Annotated in this window: 14 protein-coding genes; 8 read left to right on the top strand and 6 right to left on the bottom strand. The window is 64.9% G+C overall.

Annotated features, from left to right (window positions below):
- The 3 genes from CSQ92_RS17960 to CSQ92_RS17950 form a co-directional block, all read right to left on the bottom strand.
- Positions 1 to 2,826: a M16 family metallopeptidase gene (locus tag CSQ92_RS17960; protein WP_099394952.1), complete on the bottom strand. Its 2,826-nt coding sequence runs from the start codon at positions 2,824 to 2,826 to the stop codon at positions 1 to 3.
- Positions 2,827 to 2,916: 90 nt separating this feature from the next.
- Positions 2,917 to 3,270: a hypothetical protein gene (locus CSQ92_RS17955; protein WP_180277046.1), complete on the bottom strand. Its 354-nt coding sequence runs from the start codon at positions 3,268 to 3,270 to the stop codon at positions 2,917 to 2,919.
- Positions 3,271 to 3,999 (bottom strand): hypothetical protein, encoded by a 729-nt coding sequence (locus tag CSQ92_RS17950; RefSeq protein WP_034780566.1) that lies wholly within the window; start codon positions 3,997 to 3,999, stop codon positions 3,271 to 3,273.
- 212 nt (positions 4,000 to 4,211) lie between these two features.
- Between CSQ92_RS17950 and CSQ92_RS17945 the strand changes: the two genes are divergently transcribed.
- Positions 4,212 to 5,984, top strand: coding sequence for a GGDEF domain-containing protein (locus CSQ92_RS17945; protein ID WP_257219260.1), 1,773 nt, complete (start codon positions 4,212 to 4,214; stop codon positions 5,982 to 5,984).
- Here CSQ92_RS17945 and CSQ92_RS17940 read toward each other — a convergent pair.
- Positions 5,974 to 6,456, bottom strand: coding sequence for a CinA family protein (locus tag CSQ92_RS17940; protein WP_099394951.1), 483 nt, complete (start codon positions 6,454 to 6,456; stop codon positions 5,974 to 5,976). The genes CSQ92_RS17945 and CSQ92_RS17940 overlap by 11 nt on opposite strands.
- Positions 6,457 to 6,776: 320 nt before the next feature.
- Between CSQ92_RS17940 and CSQ92_RS17935 the strand changes: the two genes are divergently transcribed.
- The 3 genes from CSQ92_RS17935 to CSQ92_RS17925 are packed head-to-tail and all read left to right on the top strand — an operon-like array spanning position 6,777 to position 11,902.
- A complete protein-coding gene (locus tag CSQ92_RS17935; RefSeq protein WP_034780562.1) occupies positions 6,777 to 7,298 on the top strand; it encodes a YfiR family protein in 522 nt (173 codons plus the stop codon).
- Positions 7,299 to 9,329 carry an ATP-binding protein gene (locus tag CSQ92_RS17930; protein ID WP_099394950.1) on the top strand — a complete coding sequence of 677 codons (2,031 nt, stop codon included), beginning with the start codon at positions 7,299 to 7,301 and terminating at the stop codon, positions 9,327 to 9,329. It abuts the gene before it with no gap.
- Positions 9,326 to 11,902, top strand: a complete 2,577-nt coding sequence (locus CSQ92_RS17925; protein ID WP_099394949.1) for an EAL domain-containing protein — start codon at positions 9,326 to 9,328, stop codon at positions 11,900 to 11,902. Before CSQ92_RS17930 ends, CSQ92_RS17925 begins: the two co-directional genes overlap by 4 nt.
- A 19-nt stretch (positions 11,903 to 11,921) precedes the next feature.
- On the opposite strand, the gene thiL is transcribed toward CSQ92_RS17925, so the two are convergent.
- Positions 11,922 to 12,902, bottom strand: coding sequence for a thiamine-phosphate kinase (gene thiL, locus CSQ92_RS17920; protein WP_099394948.1), 981 nt, complete (start codon positions 12,900 to 12,902; stop codon positions 11,922 to 11,924).
- Positions 12,903 to 12,991: 89 nt separating this feature from the next.
- Between thiL and CSQ92_RS17915 the strand changes: the two genes are divergently transcribed.
- Positions 12,992 to 13,585: a hypothetical protein gene (locus CSQ92_RS17915; protein WP_099394947.1), complete on the top strand. Its 594-nt coding sequence runs from the start codon at positions 12,992 to 12,994 to the stop codon at positions 13,583 to 13,585.
- On the opposite strand, the gene CSQ92_RS17910 is transcribed toward CSQ92_RS17915, so the two are convergent.
- Entirely contained in the window at positions 13,582 to 14,103 is a 522-nt protein-coding gene (locus tag CSQ92_RS17910; RefSeq protein WP_099394946.1) for a MarR family winged helix-turn-helix transcriptional regulator, read from the bottom strand. The genes CSQ92_RS17915 and CSQ92_RS17910 overlap by 4 nt on opposite strands.
- A gap of 136 nt (positions 14,104 to 14,239) precedes the next feature.
- Here CSQ92_RS17910 and CSQ92_RS17905 point away from each other — a divergent pair, with 136 nt between their 5' ends.
- From CSQ92_RS17905 to CSQ92_RS17895, 3 genes are read left to right on the top strand one after another with little or no spacing between them, the layout of a single operon-like run.
- Complete coding sequence (locus tag CSQ92_RS17905; RefSeq protein WP_099394945.1) at positions 14,240 to 15,448, top strand: MFS transporter; 1,209 nt, start codon at positions 14,240 to 14,242, stop codon at positions 15,446 to 15,448.
- 44 nt (positions 15,449 to 15,492) lie between these two features.
- Entirely contained in the window at positions 15,493 to 16,086 is a 594-nt protein-coding gene (locus CSQ92_RS17900) for an SMI1/KNR4 family protein (RefSeq protein WP_099394944.1), read from the top strand.
- Positions 16,070 to 16,447, top strand: coding sequence for a hypothetical protein (locus CSQ92_RS17895; protein WP_218964078.1), 378 nt, complete (start codon positions 16,070 to 16,072; stop codon positions 16,445 to 16,447). Before CSQ92_RS17900 ends, CSQ92_RS17895 begins: the two co-directional genes overlap by 17 nt.
- Positions 16,448 to 16,622: the final 175 nt, after the last annotated feature.

Genomic DNA, 16,622 nt, shown 5'->3' with positions numbered 1-16,622 from the left:
TTATTTGACGTTACCCTCCGCGTCGCGCAGTTCCACCGGCGCCAGCTTCAGCTTAGACAATTGCGGAGCGATCTTCGCCTTGTCGCCCACGCCGATGACGATCAGCTTTTCCGGCTGCAGGTATTTTTTCGCCACCTGCTGCACCTGCTTGTCCGTCACGCTGGCAAAGCGCTGCGGCAGGGTCGTGTAATAGTCGAGGCCCAGGCCGTAGATGTACGCGTTCGCCATGCTGGCGCTGATGCTGGCGTTCGTGTCGAACTGGCCCGGCAAGGACAGCACTTGCGAGTTGCGCGCATTCGCCAGCTCCTTGCTGCTCAAGGGCTTGGCGATCATGGCGCGGATCTCCTTGACGGTTTCCGATACGGCCGGGCCCGTTACATCGGTGCGCACGCTGGCGGCAATCGAGAATGGTCCAGGCTGATTGCGGTACTGGAATTGCGAGCGCACGCCATAGGTATACCCCTTTTCTTCGCGCAAGTTGGTGTTCAGGCGGCTGGTAAACAAGCCGCCCAGGGCCGCGTTCATCACTTGCAGCGGCGCGTAATCGGGCGTGGCGCGCGGCACGGCGATGGCGGACAGGCGCACGGCCGTTTGCGGCGCGCCCGGCTTGTCGACCATAATCAATTTTGCCTGCGTCGTCTGCGGTGCGGCGGTCACGGACTGCGCCACCGCGCCTGCCTTCCAGCTGCCGAACTTCGCTTCGGCCAGTGCCTTCAATTCCGCCTCGCCGATATCGCCCGAGACGATCAGGGCCGCATTGTTCGGCAGGTAATGCTGCTGCCAGAAACCTTGCAGGTCGGCGCGGCTGGCCGCCTTCAGCGCCGCTTCCGTGCCCAGCTGGATGTAGCCGTACGGATGCTGCGGGCCATACAGGGCCGCCGCTTCCACGCGGGCGGCCACGGCGCCCGCGTTTTCGCGCTGCTGCGCCAGCTGTCCGATGCGGCTGGCGCGCTGGCGCTCGACCTCTTCTTGCGGGAATTGCGGGTGCAGCACCACGTCGGCCAGCACGTCGAGCGCTTGCGGGAACGTGGCTTTGAGCGACGTCAGCTGGGCGAACGAGGCATCCGTGTTGGAACCGGTGCTCAGCAGGGCGCCCAACTGCGCCACATCGTCGGCGATCTGCGGCGCGCTGCGCGTGGCCGTGCCTTCCTGCAGCAATTGCGCTGTAAAGCTCGACAAGCCCGGCTGCGCCAGCGGATTGGCGCCCGAGCCGCTTTTGATGACCAGCTGGCTGGAAACGAGCGGCACGGCCCCGTTGTAATGGTGGATCACGGTCAGACCGTTCGCCAGGGTGAACGATTTTCCTTGCGGTAAAACAATCTTCGGTGCGGGACCGGCCTTCGGCACGGCATTGCGCCAAGGCTCGTCCGCATTGATGGCCGTGCCTGGCGCAGGCTTGACCTTGCCAGGCGCCGGCGTTGGCACTTCCGCGCCCAGATCCGGCTTGCCCGGTACGCCGTAGACGACGACGCGCGACTGGTTTTTCAGGTACTGGTCGACGGCGCGCTGCACGCCGGCGGCCGTCACCTGGCGGTAGCGCTCGATATCCTTGGCCAGGTAGCCGGGGTCGCCCAGGTACTGGTTGTATTCGTTGAGCAAGTTGGCCACGCCGCGCCCGCCCATTTTTTCCACCTGGCTCAGCATGGTGGTCTCGATGCTGTTGCGCGCGCGCTCCAGTTCCTTCTCGGTGGGGCCCTTGGCGCGCAATTGCTCCAGCTCCACTTGCAGCGCTTGCTCGATTTCCTCGGGCTTGCGGCCCGGGCGCGCCGTCGCGTCGATGGTGAAGATGGAGGTGAGGGCGTTCGAGCCCTGGCTGGCGCCCACATCCTGGGCGATCTGCTTGTCGTACACGAGGGACTTGTACAGGCGGCTGGATTTGCCGCCGGCCAGGATGTGCGCCGCCATCGACAGTTCCGCGTCATCCCTGGTGTAGGCGGACGGCGTCAGCCAGGCCATGAAGACGCGCGGCAATTCCACCCGGTCCTGCACCACGATGCGGCGTTCCTGCGTGATGGGCGGCGTCACGACATTCGGTTTCGGCACGGCCGGGCCGCTCTTGAAGCTGCCGAAGTATTTGTTGACCAGCTCCTTGGTCTTCGCCTTGTCGATATCGCCGGCGATCACCAGGCTGGCGTTGTTGGGGCCATAGTATTTGCTGAAGAATTCCTTGATGTCGGCCAGTTTCGCGTTCTGGATATCCGCGTGCGAACCGATGACGCTGGCGTAATACGGGTGGGTCTTGGGAAACAGCTGGTGGTACAGGGCTTCCTGCACGATGCCGTAGGGCGCATTTTCTACGCTTTGGCGGCGCTCGTTGCGCACCACGTCCTGCTGGTTCGTCAGCGCCGTCTGGTCGAGCACGTCAAGCAGGTAGCCCATGCGGTCGGAGTGCGTCCACAGGGCCAGTTCCAGCTGGTTCGACGGTACCGTGTCGAAATAATTGGTGCGGTCGAAATCCGTGCTGCCGTTCGAGTCGGTGGCGCCCGCGCCTTCCAGCAACTGGTCGGCCATGCCGCGCGGCACGTGCTTGGTGGCGGCAAACATCATGTGCTCGAACAGGTGGGCAAAGCCCGTCAGCCCCGGCGCTTCATTGGCCGGTCCCACGTGGTACCAGATATTGACGGCCGTGACGGGCAATTTATGGTCTTCCACGAGAATGACGTCCAGGCCGTTGGGCAAGGTGTATTTTTCATAGGCGATATGCGGCACGGCCGTCGCGCCCAGGGGCGCCGTCGCGGCCGCATCGGCGGCGTGGGCGAGGGTGAGCGGGGCGCCGTACAGCGACAGCAGCAGAGCGGGGAGGGCCAGCAGTTTGATCGGTTTCATGCATGCTTCCAGGGATAGGTGGAGAAGACGCTGCGGCTCGCTCGTGGCTGGCGCAGCGCGACGGTGCTACGGTCGGTGCTACGGTCGGTACTACAGTCTATACAGCAGGGCCGCGCCGCCCAGCACCAGCAATGCGCTGGCGATGGAGACGATGGCCGCCGCGCCCAGCAAACGCCATTCGCGTGGCGTGAAGCCGACGGTTGGCGCCGTCGCATTATCGGCAGGGCTGGCCAGGGCGGCGGGCGGCAGCGCAGGCAAGCCGCCCGCCGCGCGCGCCTGCGCCGCCAGCGCTTGCGTGGCGGCGTCCAGCAAGGCCAGCTGGCGCTCGACGGTTTCCGCCAGCACGGCTTCGTTCAGCGCCACGAGGGCGAATATCGGGTCATCGACGTCGATCTTGATGCCCGTCTTGTCGAATACGTGGCTGCGCAGTTTGTGCTGGTCCATCTACCACTGCACCTTGTCGAGCTGTTCGAAGATGTCGCGGTAGACGACCTTGATGCGCTGCTTTTCCATGATGTTGAACTTGTCGTTCTGCAGCACTTCCTGCATCGTCAGGCGCGCCGTGTTCATCTTCTTGACGTCCGCGCCGAAGGTGTCGGGATTGCGCTGGCTCAAGGTAATGCTGCCTTTCACGCGCACGCGGTTGTCGGCGTACGACTGCGATTCGATAAACTGCTTGCCGGACGCCGATTGCAGCAGGCCGAAATGTTCGTTTTGCCACAGCACCAGCGGCACCTTCGTCGATTGGGCTGTCGCCACAAAACCCGTGGCCGTGTCGTGCAGGGTGTCGCCGCCGCCGACGATGGTGTGGATATAGACCTTGCGGCCCGATTCTTCCAGCAGCGAAAAACAGTCGTTTTCCAGCAGGTAGCCCATCAGCGGCGAAAACGTGTTCGCGCCATTGTCGATCACGCAGTTGCCGTCCGTTTCGAGAATGTCGATCATCAGCGCATCGAAGCGTTTCGGGTCGATGTTGCGCGCATCCGTCATCACGGGCACGTGCTTGACGTTCATCGCCTTGTAGCGCGAGAACGTGGCGTTTTCCTGATCGGTGTCATAACAGCGCAAAGGCGTGTCGTCCTTGCCGCCTATCCACTGGGCCAGCAGGGTAGAGACGAGGGTCTTGCCGATGCCGCCCTTGCCCTGCAGGATGAAATGTACCGTGTTTTGCATTGCGACTACTCCAAGTTGTTGCGTCAGTGACAATCAAAGATCCGTGACAGCGGCGCAAGCGCCCGGCCAGGCCACGACTGGCATTTTTACCACAATCCTTTGCAAATATGCCATGCGGAACAGCGAATCTGGTTATGATGTTAATCAGGATACCATTGATACAGAGCAAGTTTTGTGTGAAAAATGCACCCCAGAGTGTGAACGAGGACGCAGTGCCGATCTCCAGTCTCGATAAAGCCGACATTGACCGTCTGAATCAGCAAGCCCTGGCTTGCCTGGTCGGCAACCGCCGCCAGGCGCGCCGGCTGGCGCAGATGGCGCTGGCGGCGGCGCAACGACAACAGTATGCGTGCGGCGGCGCGTATGCGGAACTCAATCATTGCTGGCTGGCGTATTACGCGGGCGAGGCCGAACCGTCGTGCGAGCGTCTGGGCGCGTATTTCCAGCAAAGCGGCGACCTGGAAGGGGGCATGGAAGTGGCCGCCCTGCAGGGCGCGTATGCGAGCCGGCGCGGCGATTTTGCCGATGCCGAGCAGCATTTCCTGCAGGCGCGCAGCCAGGCCGCGCAGATACCCGACTCCCTGCACAAGTTCATGCTGTACGCGCGCCTGGGCGTCGATGCCCTGAACCGTGGCGATACGCAGGACGGCCCGCGCAATTTCCTGCTGGCGCTCGACATCGCCGAGCGTTTCGGCAGCCCCGCGCACCGGGTCAACAGCCTGTCGAACCTGGCGTCGTCGCAGCATGACCTGGGCAACGATGAAGACGCCATCCCCCTGCTGGTCGAGGCGCTCGAGATCATCGGCACGCAAAAGCTCAAATACCAGCAAACCATCGTTTCGGCCAACCTGGCCATGTGCCTGCTGGCCACGGGCAAGCCGGCCGAGGCGCTGGCGCTGGTGGAACCGTTTTACGAGTGGCCGGAAGAAGACCTGGCCGTGCGCGCCTTTTTGTTCTGTATCGCCGCCCACGCCGCGATCCTGCTGCGCCAGCCCGACAGCGCGCTGCAATTGCTGTTGCGGGCCGAAGAATATGCGCGCCGGGGCCAGGACCTGGAAGAGCAGATGCATGCGTGGCTGGTGCGCGGCAAGCTGGACCTGCACGCGGGCCAGACGGCGCAGGCGCTGGCGTCCCTGACGCAGGCGCACAGCCTGCTGAGCTGGACGCGCAATCCGTTTCACCAGCAGCAGATCCTGCGCGGCTTGTCCGACATCAATGCCCAGCTGGGCGAATGGCAGGCCGCGTATGGTTTCCTGCAGCAATACCAGGCCGCCTACGAGGCCAGCAGCAAGTCGGCGCGCGCCTCGCGCAGCCTGATGCGCAACCTGGAAAAGGAAATGCACAGCCTGAAAGCCGAGCGCGACAAGGCGCTGGAGCTGCAGGCGGCGCGCGAATCGGAAAACGTCAAGCTCGAGCACCTGAACCGGGAACTGGCGCACCAGATCCTGCATGTCAATTCCCTGCAGGACAGCCTGAAGGAACAGGCCATGCGCGACCACCTGACGGGCCTGTACAACCGCCGCCATTTTGAAACCTGCCTCAACGCCATCCTGCATGAGGCCGATGCGGATGCGCCCGTGGCCATCGCCATCATCGACCTGGATTTTTTCAAGCGCGTCAACGATACCTACGGGCATAACTTTGGCGATGAAGTGCTGATCCAGTTCGCGCGCCTGGTGGAAAGCCAGCTGCGCGGCAGCGACATGGTGTGCCGCTATGGCGGCGAGGAATTCTGCCTGCTGTTGCGCGAAGCAGACAGCCTCATCGCCGCGCACAAGATCGACGATATCGCCGCGCGCTACCGCCAGCTGCTGATCCGGCAGGCGCCGCACAGCCTGTCCGGTTGCACCTTTTCGGCCGGCATCGCCGAATATCCGCGCCACGGCGCCGGCCGTCACGAATTGCTGATGCGCGCCGACAGCGCCCTGTACGCGGCCAAGCAGGCGGGCCGCGACCGCGCCTGCATCGCCGCCGCTACTGGATAAAGCGTAGCAGTTCGCGCAAGGCGTGCGCCACGGCCTGCTCGCGCACGGCCTGGCGGTCGCCCGCAAACACCAGCCGCTGTGTTTGCACGCGCCCGTCCATGGCCCAGCCGAAGCAGACGGTGCCGACGGGCTTGCCCGGCACGCCGCCCGTGGGGCCGGCGATGCCCGTGGTCGAGACGGCCACCTGGGCCTCGCTGTGGGACAGGGTGCCCCGCGCCATGGCGGCGGCCACTTCCTCGCTGACGGCGCCGTGCGCGGCGATCAGCTCGGCGGGCACGCCCAGCATGCCCGTCTTGGCCCCGTTGGAATAGGTGACGAAGCCCCGTTCGAACCAGGCGCTCGAGCCTGAAATATCGGTGACGGCCTGCGCCACGCCGCCGCCCGTGCACGATTCGGCCGTGGCCAGCAGCAGGCCCTTCGCCTGCAAGGCCAGGCCGACCGCGGTGGAGAGGGGGACGAGTTCGTTGCTCATGGATGACTCCTGCATGCGGTGAAAATGGTGGCAAGACTGTAGCATGGCCAACGGTAAAAGAAACTTTCCCCGGTACCAGCGAAAATGCGTACACTCTTTTATACATTTGCTACCACTTCGGGCTGGCAGGCGCTCTGTCGCTGCGCCACCCTGGTGCGCATCGCTCGAACAGGCAAGCGGCATGGTGCCGCGCCTTCGTATAGCATTATCTTTACTCGGTTGTCATGGTAATTCTGAACTGGACCTGGTGGCGTCATCCTGGCCCCCTGCGCTGCTCCGCGCGCGGTGCTGGCCGCCGCCCTCTCCGCTGGGAGTGGCTATTGCTGCTCCTGGGCGTGCTGTGTATCGAGGCGCGGGCGCAGGTGCCGGGGGAGCTGGAACGCCAGGTCAAGGCCGGGTATCTGTACAAGTTTGCCGGCTATGTCGAATGGCCCGACGGTAGCTTTGCCCGGCCCGACTCTCCGCTGGTGATCGGCGTGGCGGGCGCCGATGCGCTGGCCGAGCAGCTCGAACAGAGCGTGGCCGGGCATAGCGTCAACGGCCGCGCCGTGCAGGTGAAAAAAGTGCGGCGCGGCGAAGCGCTGGCCGGGCTGCACGTGCTGTACCTGGGGGCGCTGGATAAAACGGCGCTGCAGGAGATGCTGGCCGCCAGCCGTGGCCTGGCGTTGCTGACGGTATCCGATTCGGATGAGGTCTACGCGATGGGCAGCATGATCAATTTTGTGATGGCCGAAGACAAGGTGCGCTTCGACGTGGCCCTGAAACCCGTGGCGCAGGCGCATATCCGCATCAGCGCGCGCATGCTGCTGGCCGCCTACCGCGTGCAGACGGGAGGCGCCTAGATGATACGACTGCGTTCCATCCGCCACAAGCTGATGTCGGTGGTCTTGCTGACCACCCTGGTGGCGCTCGTCATTTCGCTGGGCACCATCGTCGTCTACGACTTGCGCGCCTACCACCGCAACCTGGTGGCCGACATCAGTACCCAGGCCGAGCTGCTGGGGCACATGAGTTCGGCCGCGCTGGCCTTCGACGACGAACGCCTGGCGCTGGAAAACCTCAACCTGATGCGCATCCGCCCGCGCGTGACGGCCGGCGCCCTGTACAAGGCGGATGGCAGCCTGTTTGCCAGCTACCGCGCGAACCAGCATGTGGGCGAGCTGCCGGCGAAGGCGGGCAAGGAAGGCGAAAGCATCCAGGGCAGTTCGGTGGAATTGTTCAAGCCCATCGTCGACAATGGGGAACTGCTGGGCACCGTGTATTTGCGCGCCGATTACGAGCTGGCCGGCCGCACGGCCGATTACCTGGCCATCGCCCTGAGCGTGACGGTGCTGGCGCTGCTGGTGGCCTTGCTGCTGCTGCGCCGCCTCGATTTCGTCATCACGCAACCCATCCTCGATATCGCCGACGTGGCGCGTGAAGTGATCGAGACGGGCGACTATTCGCGCCGCGCGCGCAAGCTCAGCGTCGACGAAGTGGCGCAGCTGGTCGATTCCTTCAACAAGATGCTGGCCGAGATCGAGCTGCGCACGCAGGCGCTGGAGCGCTCGAACGGCGAGCTGGCCAGCGAAGGCGAACAGCGCACCGAGGCGCAGCAGGAAGTCATGCGCCTGAACCAGGAACTGGAAGTGCGCGTGCACGAGCGCACGATGCAGCTGGAAATGACGAATGGCGAACTGGCCATGGCGATGGAAGAGGCGCGCAGCGCCAACTATGCCAAGTCGGCCTTCCTGTCGTCGATGAGCCATGAATTGCGCACGCCGCTCAACGCCATCCTGGGCTTCGCGCAAATCCTCAGTTCCGACCGTCTGCCGTCGACCCTGGAGCAAAAGAAGGAATTTGCCGGGCATATCCTGAAATCGGGGCGCCACCTGCTGACATTGATCAATGAAATCCTCGACCTGGCCAAGGTGGAGTCGGGCACGGTCAGCCTGTCGCTCGAACCCGTGGGCCTGGACGCCATCTTGCAGGAATGCCGCGACATGATCGCGCCGCTGGCCAGCCAGCGCGGCATCGGCATGACCTTTCCCGACACCTGCCCCCTGAACGTGCTGGCCGACCGCACGCGCCTCAAGCAGATTCTGTTGAACCTGCTGTCGAATGCGCTCAAGTACAACCGCGAGCTGGGGCAGGTGGCCATCGATTGCGCGCCGCAGGCGGGCGGCCGGGTGCGCATCAGCGTGCGCGACACGGGCGTGGGCCTCGACGGCGAACAGGTGGCGCTGCTGTTCCAGCCCTTCAACCGGCTGGGACAGGAAGGCGGCACGGAAGAGGGCAGCGGCATCGGCCTGGTGGTCACCAAGCGCCTGGTGGAGCTGATGGATGGCAGCATCGGCGTGACCAGCGCGCCCGGCGAGGGCAGCACGTTCTGGATCGAGCTGCGCGTGGTCGATGCCTTGCCCGCGCCCGCGCCCCCGGCCTTGCCGCGGCCGGACCTGGCCGGGGCGCTGCTCGAACACAGCGCCCCCGTGACCTTGCTGTACGTGGAAGACAATCCCGCCAACCTGACCCTGGTCGAGGAAATCGTGCGCTACTGCCCGCAATTGCAGCTGCTGACGGCAACGGATGGCCGCCTGGGCGTGGATATGGCGCGCACGCATTTGCCGCAGCTGATCCTGATGGACATCAACCTGCCGAACGTGAACGGCACGGACGCGCTGAAACTGCTGCGCGCCGATCCGCGCACGGCGCACATCCCCGTCATCGCCCTGACGGCCAACGCCATGCCGGGCGACGTGGAGCGCAGCATGGCGCTGGGCTTTTACCGCTATCTGACCAAGCCGATCAACCTCGATGAATTTACCGAGGCGATCAACAGCACCCTGGCCTACGTGGCGCAGCAGCGCCGGCAGAAGGGAACAGGCGCGCCATGATCAGCCAGGCCGATATCTATGCGGCGAAAATTCTCATCGTCGACGACCAGGAAGTCAATCTGCGCCTGCTCGAGCATTTGCTGCAAAGCGGCGGCTATACGGCCATCACCAGCACCCTCGACGCGCGCGCCGTGGCCGGCCTGCACCAGCGCCACCAGTTCGACCTGATCATCCTCGACCTGGTGATGCCCGGCATGAGCGGCTACGACGTGATGGATGCCTTGCGCCCGCTGGAACTGGAAGGCTATTTGCCCGTGCTGGTGATCGCCGCCGACCCGGACGCCAAGCTGGCGGCGCTGGAAGCGGGGGCGCGCGACTTCATCAGCAAGCCGTTTGACGCGCTCGAAGTGCTCACGCGTATCCGCAACATGCTCGAAGTGCGGCTGCTGCACCGCGCCGCGCGCCACTACAATACCCTGCTCGAACGCACGGTGGGCCAGCGCACGGCGGAACTGCAGCGCTTTCGCGGCGCCATGGACGCCACCACCGACGCCATCTTCCTCGTCGACGTGCTGGGCATGACCCTGGTCGACGTCAACGATGGTGCATGCCGCCTGCTCGGCTATGCGCGCACCGAACTGCTGGCGCTGGCGCCCGGCAGCTTGCTGCCGTCGCCGCCGGCCCCGCCGCTGGCCGCGCTGCCGGGCGGCCCGGCCCACCTGGCCACGGAAGTGACGGAATGCGAACTGGTGCGGCGCGACCTGAGCCTGGTGCCCGTGGAGCTGGGCTGGCACTGGTATGCGCAGGCGCCCGTGGCGGGCGGACAGGGTGCGGGCGGCTTGCTGCTGATCGCCGTGGCGCGCGACATCAGCGAACGGCGCCAGGCGCAGGAGCGCCTGAAGCACCTGGCCCATTACGATGGCTTGACGGGGCTGCCGAACCGCAGCCTGTTTTACCAGACCCTGGCCCAGGCCGTCGAACTGGCGCAGGAAAAAAGCTGGCGCATCGTGGTGCTGTTCATCGCGCTCGACCGTTTTAAAAGCATCAACGACACCCTGGGCGCGGCGCTGGGCGACGAACTGCTGCGCCAGTTCAGCAACCGCCTGGTCGAATGCGTGCGCCTGCGCGACACCGTGGGACGCCTGGGCAACGACGAATTCGCGCTGATACTCACCATGAGCCGCAACCAGCAGGAAGCCGTGGCCGTGGCGAACCAGGTGCGCGAAGCCTTGCGCGCGCCGTTCGACTTGCGCGGCCATGCGGCCACCCTGACGGCCAGCATCGGCATCGCCATGTACCCGGACGACGCCACCGACCCGGAAACCCTCATCAAATACGCGAATACGGCCATGGGCGGCGCCAAGCAGGCGGGCCGCGACGGCTACCGCTTTTTCACGGCCGGCATGAACGTGCAGGTGCTGGCGCGCCTGGACCTGGAACTGGCGCTGCGCCATGCGCTCGAACACGAGCAGTTCATCCTGTACTACCAGCCCAAGGTGGATTTGCGCACGGGCCGCATCAGCGGCGTGGAAGCGCTGCTGCGCTGGCGCCGTCCCGGCTACGGCCTGGTGGCGCCGGCCGAATTCGTGCCGGTGCTGGAAGACACGGGCCTGATCGTGCGCGTCGGCGCCTGGGTGATCCAGGCGGCCTGCCGCCAGATCGCCGAGTGGCGCGACAGCGAAGTGGGGCCCGTGCACGTGGCCGTGAATGTGTCGAGCCGCCAGTTTGCCGAAGGCGACCTGGAAGGCGAGGTGACGCGCGCGCTGGCGCAGCATGGCGTGGCGCCGGAATTGCTGGAACTGGAACTGACGGAAACGGCGCTGATGTCGAACGCCGAGCGCACCATCGTCGTGCTGGGCAAGCTGAAGAAAATCGGCGTGAAGGTGGCCATCGACGATTTCGGCACCGGTTACTCGAGCCTCGCGTATCTGCAGCGCTTCCCCATCGACAAGCTGAAAATCGACATCGCCTTCGTGCGCAACATCACCAGCAATCCGAACGACGCGGCCATCGCGCTGGCCATCGTCAGCATGGCGCACAGCCTGAAACTGAGCGTGGTGGCCGAGGGCGTGGAATCGCGCCCGCAGCTGGAATACCTGCGGCGCAACCGCTGCGATGAAATCCAGGGTTTTTATTTCAGCCGCGCCCTGCCGGCGCTGGAACTGGGGCAGATGATCGTTGCCGGCGCCGGCCTGCCGCCCGGCCACGACCCGGCCGCGCAGCCCGCGCAAACCCTGCTCATCGTCGACGACGACGTCAACGTGCTGTCGTCCCTGCACCGTTTGTTCCGTCCCGAAGGCTACCAGATTCTCACGGCCAGCACGCCGGCCGAAGGGTTTGAAATGCTGGCCCTGCACAGGGTGCACGTGATCGTCTGCGACCAGCGCATGCCCAGCATGAGTGGCACGGAATTCCTCAGTAAAGTAAAAGAGCTGTACCCGGAAACCATCCGCATCATCCTGTCCGGCTACACGGGCCTCGAAGCCGTGCTCGACTCGATCAACCGGGGCGCCATCTACCGTTTCTATACGAAACCGTGGGACGACACCCAGTTGCGCGACAACATCCGCCTGGCCTTCCAGCACTACTGGATGGTGAACCAGCCGGGGCTGGCGCGGATGGCGGTGCGCTGATTCGGCGGATTCCTTATTTTTATTCGCTGAAGTGGTCGAAAGAATTCAGCGCCAAATCGAGCGGCTGCCCGGCCGCATCCACCAGCCGCAAGCCCGCCTGCGCCTCGATGCTGCCCACGCGCGTGACGGGCGTGCCGCAGCTTGCCGCCAGGGCGGCGATGGCGTCGCGCGAGGAAGCCGGCGCCGTGAAGCACAGTTCATAGTCGTCGCCGCCGGCGGCCGTGTAGCGGCGGCGCACGATGGTCGCCTGTTGCGCCAGCACGGGGCCGGCCGGCAGGGCGTCGACGTCGAGGGTGGCGCCCACCTGCGACGCTTTCAATATGTGACCGAGGTCGCCCACCAGGCCGTCCGAGATGTCGATGGCCGCATGCGCGAGGCCCGCTTCGGCCAGGGCGCAACCGAACGCCACGCGCGGCGTCGGCGTGTGCATGCGCGCGCTTGCTGTCAGCAGGTCGGATGGCGCCAGTTCCTGCTCCATGCGGTAGCCGGCCAGCGCCAGGCGCGCATCGCCCAGGGTGCCGCTGACCCAGATATCGTCGCCCGCCACGGCCGCGCTGCGGCGCAGGGCCTGGCCCGGCGCCAGTTCGCCAAACACGGTGATGCAGATATTCAAAGGGCCCTTGGTGGTGTCGCCGCCGATCAATTCGCAGCCGAATGCGTCTGCCAGCGCAAACAAGCCTTCGGCAAAGCCGGCCAGCCAGGCGCGCTCGGCTTGCGGCAGGGCCAGGGCCAGGGTAAAGGCTACGGGACGCGCGCCCATGGCGGCCAGGTCGGACAGGTTCACGGCCAGGCTTTTGTGACCGAGCATGCGTGCGTCGGCGCCGGCAAAGAAGTGCCGGTCCTCGACCAGCATGTCCGACGAGATGGCGATCTGCTTGCCGGCGCCGGGCGTAATCAGCGCGCAATCGTCGCCGATGCCCAGGGTGGCGCGGCCGGGGCGCTGGCGCACGAAATATTGTTTGATCAGGTCGAATTCGGAAAGCGCGTCGTGTGGGGCCATGGCGTGGTCTGTTCGTTGAGTGGTGGTGAGGCCTGGCTATTATAGGCTGGCATACAATACAGGCCTTTGCCACCGCCGAGCATGCCCCTATGCCCTTCCACGATATCCACGCCCTGATGCAATCCTATCTTGACGATGGCTGGCTGCGCGAGCCGCAGGCCGTTGGCCTGGCCACGTTCACGGCGCCGGAACTGCTGGCGCGGGGATTTTACGAGCTGTGCGATGGCGGCCAGCTGTGCCTGTATGAGGATGAGCGCTGGTTCCGCCGCGCCAGCCGGGCCGTGCAAACATCGTTCAAGGTGTATCTGCAAGGCGGCCGCTTGCATGCGAATGGATTGGAACTCGGTTATCAAGTACGCCTGGCCAGCGTGCTGCGCGCGATACGGCGGCCCTTGCCGCCGTATCGCCTGCTGTTGGAGACAGGGGCGTGCAGCGGTGCGCTGCTGTTCGACAGCGGCCTGGTGCTGCAGTTCGCGACCAACCTGCATGGCGCGCCCCGCCATTATTTCCTGACCCTTGTCGAGGGGCAGTTGCCCGATCCCGGTGCGGGCGAACTCGACCTGCGCGCCGCCAGCGAGGGCCACGTCCAGGCCCTGTATGGACACTGTGCGCCGGAAGAATTGCAGCGCAAAGCCCGGCGCGGCCATGCGGCGCTGCGCGAACTGGCGCGTCTGCTCGCCTAAATTTTCTTCGCCTGCGCCATGCCGTGCAGCAGCTTGGCCAGCAACTGGTCGAGCTGGCGCTGCTCGTCCGAATTCAAAGCCGAGAGCATGGCGCGCTCGTTCTCCACGTGCAGCAGCACCAGCTTTTCAATCAGTTCCAATCCCCTTTGTGTCAGGGCCACCAGCACGCCGCGCCGGTCCGTCGGATGCTTCTGGCGTTCGATCAGGCCGGCCGCTTCCAGCCGGTCGATGCGGTTGGTCATGCCGCCCGAGGACAGCATGGCCGCTTCGTACAGGGCCGTCGGCATCAGGCTGTAGGGCGCACCCGAGCGGCGCAAGGTCGCCAGCACGTCGAATTCGCCCGGTTGCAAGCCGTGTTCGGCGAACAGCGGATTGAGCCAGTCGCGCGCCATCAGCTGCGCCACCGTGCCCAGCTGGCCCACCAGTTGCATGGCACTGGTATCCATCTGCGGCAGTTCGCGCTGCCATTGTGCTGCGGCAAATTGTGCGCGCGTGTGTTCTTGCGGGGCATCTGTCATGGGTATCCTTGTATCTTGGGAACATCTATCTCGACCTCAAGATAGATTTCTATCTTTATGTTAAGATACTTTTCATCGAGTCATATTCTGATGACGCATTAAACCATGTGCCTCCCAGCGAGGCAAGGACTATCCCATGCCCTCCGCACGACCTGCCGCTCCCCTTTCTTCTTCAATGTCTTCGGCCCTGCTGGTGGCCGCCATCATCTTGCTGGGCCTGAATCTGCGGCCCATCCTGGCGGCCATCGGCCCCTTGCTTGACAGTATCCAGGCCAGCACGGGCATCAGCAATGCCGACGCGGGCTTGCTGACCACCGTGCCCGTGTTCGCCATGGGCGTGTGCGCGCTGGCGGGCGCGCAGCTGCAGCGCCGGCTGGGCGTGGCGCGCGGCATCGGTCTCGGCATCGCCATCATCGCTGCCGCCTGCGCGCTGCGCTGGCCCTTGCATGGCAGCGGCGGCCTGATCGCCACGGCGGCCCTGGGTGGACTGGGCATCGCGCTGGTGCAGGCGCTGCTGCCGGCCTTCATCAAGCGCCATTTCCCCGAGCGGGCAGGCCAGCTGATGGGCTTTTATACGACGGGCATCATGGGCGGCGCGGCCATTGCCGCCGCGTCCGCTTCACCGTTGGCGCAAAGCTGGGGCTGGAATGCGCTGCTGGCCCTGTGGGCGCTGCCTGCCGTGGCCGCCGCGCTGCTGTGGCGCCGCGCATCGGCCGCGCGTGTGGAGGTGTCCGGCGGCGCGGGCGCCAGCCTGCCCGTGGGCAGTGGCCGTGCCTGGCTGCTGATGGTGTTCTTTGGCATCGGCACGGGTGCGTACACCCTGGTGCTGGCCTGGCTGCCGCCGTTCTATACGGAACTGGGCTCGAGCGCGGCCGACAGCGGCTTGCTGCTCGGCGGCCTGACCCTGGTGGAAGTGCTGGCGGGGCTGGTGATTTCCAGCATCATCCACCGCTTCCCCGACCGCCGCATCCTGTTGCTGGCCGTATTGTTGTCCGTGCTGGCCGGCCTGGCTTGCCTGATCGTGGCGCCTGCGCAACTGGCGCTGCCCGCCGTGATATTACTGGGCTGCGGCATCGGCTCCCTGTTTCCCCTGTCGCTGATCGTCAGCATGGACCACGTGCGTGACCCGGCCGGCGCCGGCGCGCTGCTGGGCTTTGTGCAGGGCGGCGGCTACATCATCGCCAGCAGCATGCCGTTCATCGCCGGCCTGATCCGCCAGCACTCGTCCAGCCTGGCCCAGGCGTGGATGGTGATGGCCGGCGGCGTCGTGCTCCTGCTGCTGATCGCGGTGCGCTTCGCGCCGGGCGGGACGCTGGTCCAGCCGTGCGCCAGCCGCGCATCCTGAGCTGCTATATTGCGCCCACCCGTCAAATCAGGAACCAGCCACGTATGGACATCGTCGACCGCTACCTCGAAGGCGTGCTCAATGCCTTGCCACCAGAACCGTTCGTGGACCTGGCGATGGCCAGCGGCGCCAGCGCGGCACAACTGGCCAGCTTGCGCCAGACGTATCCGCTGTGCCCGGACAGCCTGCTGCGCTTGCTGGGCACGTACAACGGCACCTATTATCAGGAGTATGCCGGCGGCACGGTGCTGGTGTACATGCTGGGCTCGGACGTGTTCGAGTATCCGTATTACCTGAGTTCCGTCGAGCAGATCCTGCAGGACGGGCTAGCGAACCAGCGCAGCATCGCCGATATCTATGGCCATTACCTGGAACAGGATCCCGGCATCGTCGATGCCCGCATCGACGCCGGCATCAAGCAGGGCCAGCGCCTGTGTTTTTCGCATTGCATGAACAATGGCGGCTCTTCGCGGCTGTATGTCGATTTCACGCCCACGGCGTCCGGCAAGGTTGGACAGATCGTGCGCTTCCTGCACGACCCCGACAACTACAAGGTCATCGCCGACAGCTTCGACGCTTATCTGCAAATGCTGATCGATGACGACTATGCCTTCCTGATCGATGAAAATTTCGAATAGCCCGGCCACGGCACCGTCCCTGCTGCCCGCCAACCGCCGCATCGTGCTGTCCGGCGAGGATGCGCTGCGCATCCTGCGCGAGATCGAATTCCTGCTGCAGTCGCTGCATCACATCGGCCGCCATTATTATCCCGACGGCGACGATGATGGCGCCGATGCCCAGCGCCGCGCGCAGTATTGCGCGGAGACGACGCGTTTCATCGACGCGCAGCAGGCGACGACGCGCCTGGCGCTGATGCGCAGCATTTTGTCCGCGCCGTTCGACAGCAGCCTGGGCGCGGATGACATGGGCGATATCGAGCGCCGTCGCCGCGCTGCCGCTGTGGCGCGCCTCCGATGCTCCATCGAAAAAAATAATTGAAATCTAAAATTTGATAGTTTTTCCTGTTCAGGACGTTTGTGCCGCCGGACGGCCTTACAATGCTAGGTTATGCGTTTTCGTGATATCAGACTGTGGCTAGCGGAAAATACCTAGCTAATTGAAAGAATCGGTCTGATAAAATCCGGAACACCCGATCGACCAAACAGGAAGGCAG

This window comes from Janthinobacterium sp. BJB446 (assembly GCF_002735655.1).
Taxonomy (GTDB): domain Bacteria; phylum Pseudomonadota; class Gammaproteobacteria; order Burkholderiales; family Burkholderiaceae_D; genus Janthinobacterium; species Janthinobacterium lividum.
The sequence above is the reverse complement of the archived record's forward strand: the minus strand, read 5'-3'. Positions and strand labels throughout refer to the sequence as shown.

Coding starts and splice junctions, on each gene's coding strand:
- CSQ92_RS17960 (WP_099394952.1), bottom strand. CDS start 2,826: ATGAAACCGATCAAACTGCTGGCCCTCCCCGCTCTGCTGCTGTCGCTG.
- CSQ92_RS17955 (WP_180277046.1), bottom strand. CDS start 3,270: ATGGACCAGCACAAACTGCGCAGCCACGTATTCGACAAGACGGGCATC.
- CSQ92_RS17950 (WP_034780566.1), bottom strand. CDS start 3,999: ATGCAAAACACGGTACATTTCATCCTGCAGGGCAAGGGCGGCATCGGC.
- CSQ92_RS17940 (WP_099394951.1), bottom strand. CDS start 6,456: ATGAGCAACGAACTCGTCCCCCTCTCCACCGCGGTCGGCCTGGCCTTG.
- CSQ92_RS17930 (WP_099394950.1), top strand. CDS start 7,299: ATGATACGACTGCGTTCCATCCGCCACAAGCTGATGTCGGTGGTCTTG.
- CSQ92_RS17925 (WP_099394949.1), top strand. CDS start 9,326: ATGATCAGCCAGGCCGATATCTATGCGGCGAAAATTCTCATCGTCGAC.
- thiL (WP_099394948.1), bottom strand. CDS start 12,902: ATGGCCCCACACGACGCGCTTTCCGAATTCGACCTGATCAAACAATAT.
- CSQ92_RS17915 (WP_099394947.1), top strand. CDS start 12,992: ATGCCCTTCCACGATATCCACGCCCTGATGCAATCCTATCTTGACGAT.
- CSQ92_RS17910 (WP_099394946.1), bottom strand. CDS start 14,103: ATGACAGATGCCCCGCAAGAACACACGCGCGCACAATTTGCCGCAGCA.
- CSQ92_RS17905 (WP_099394945.1), top strand. CDS start 14,240: ATGCCCTCCGCACGACCTGCCGCTCCCCTTTCTTCTTCAATGTCTTCG.
- CSQ92_RS17900 (WP_099394944.1), top strand. CDS start 15,493: ATGGACATCGTCGACCGCTACCTCGAAGGCGTGCTCAATGCCTTGCCA.
- CSQ92_RS17895 (WP_218964078.1), top strand. CDS start 16,070: ATGAAAATTTCGAATAGCCCGGCCACGGCACCGTCCCTGCTGCCCGCC.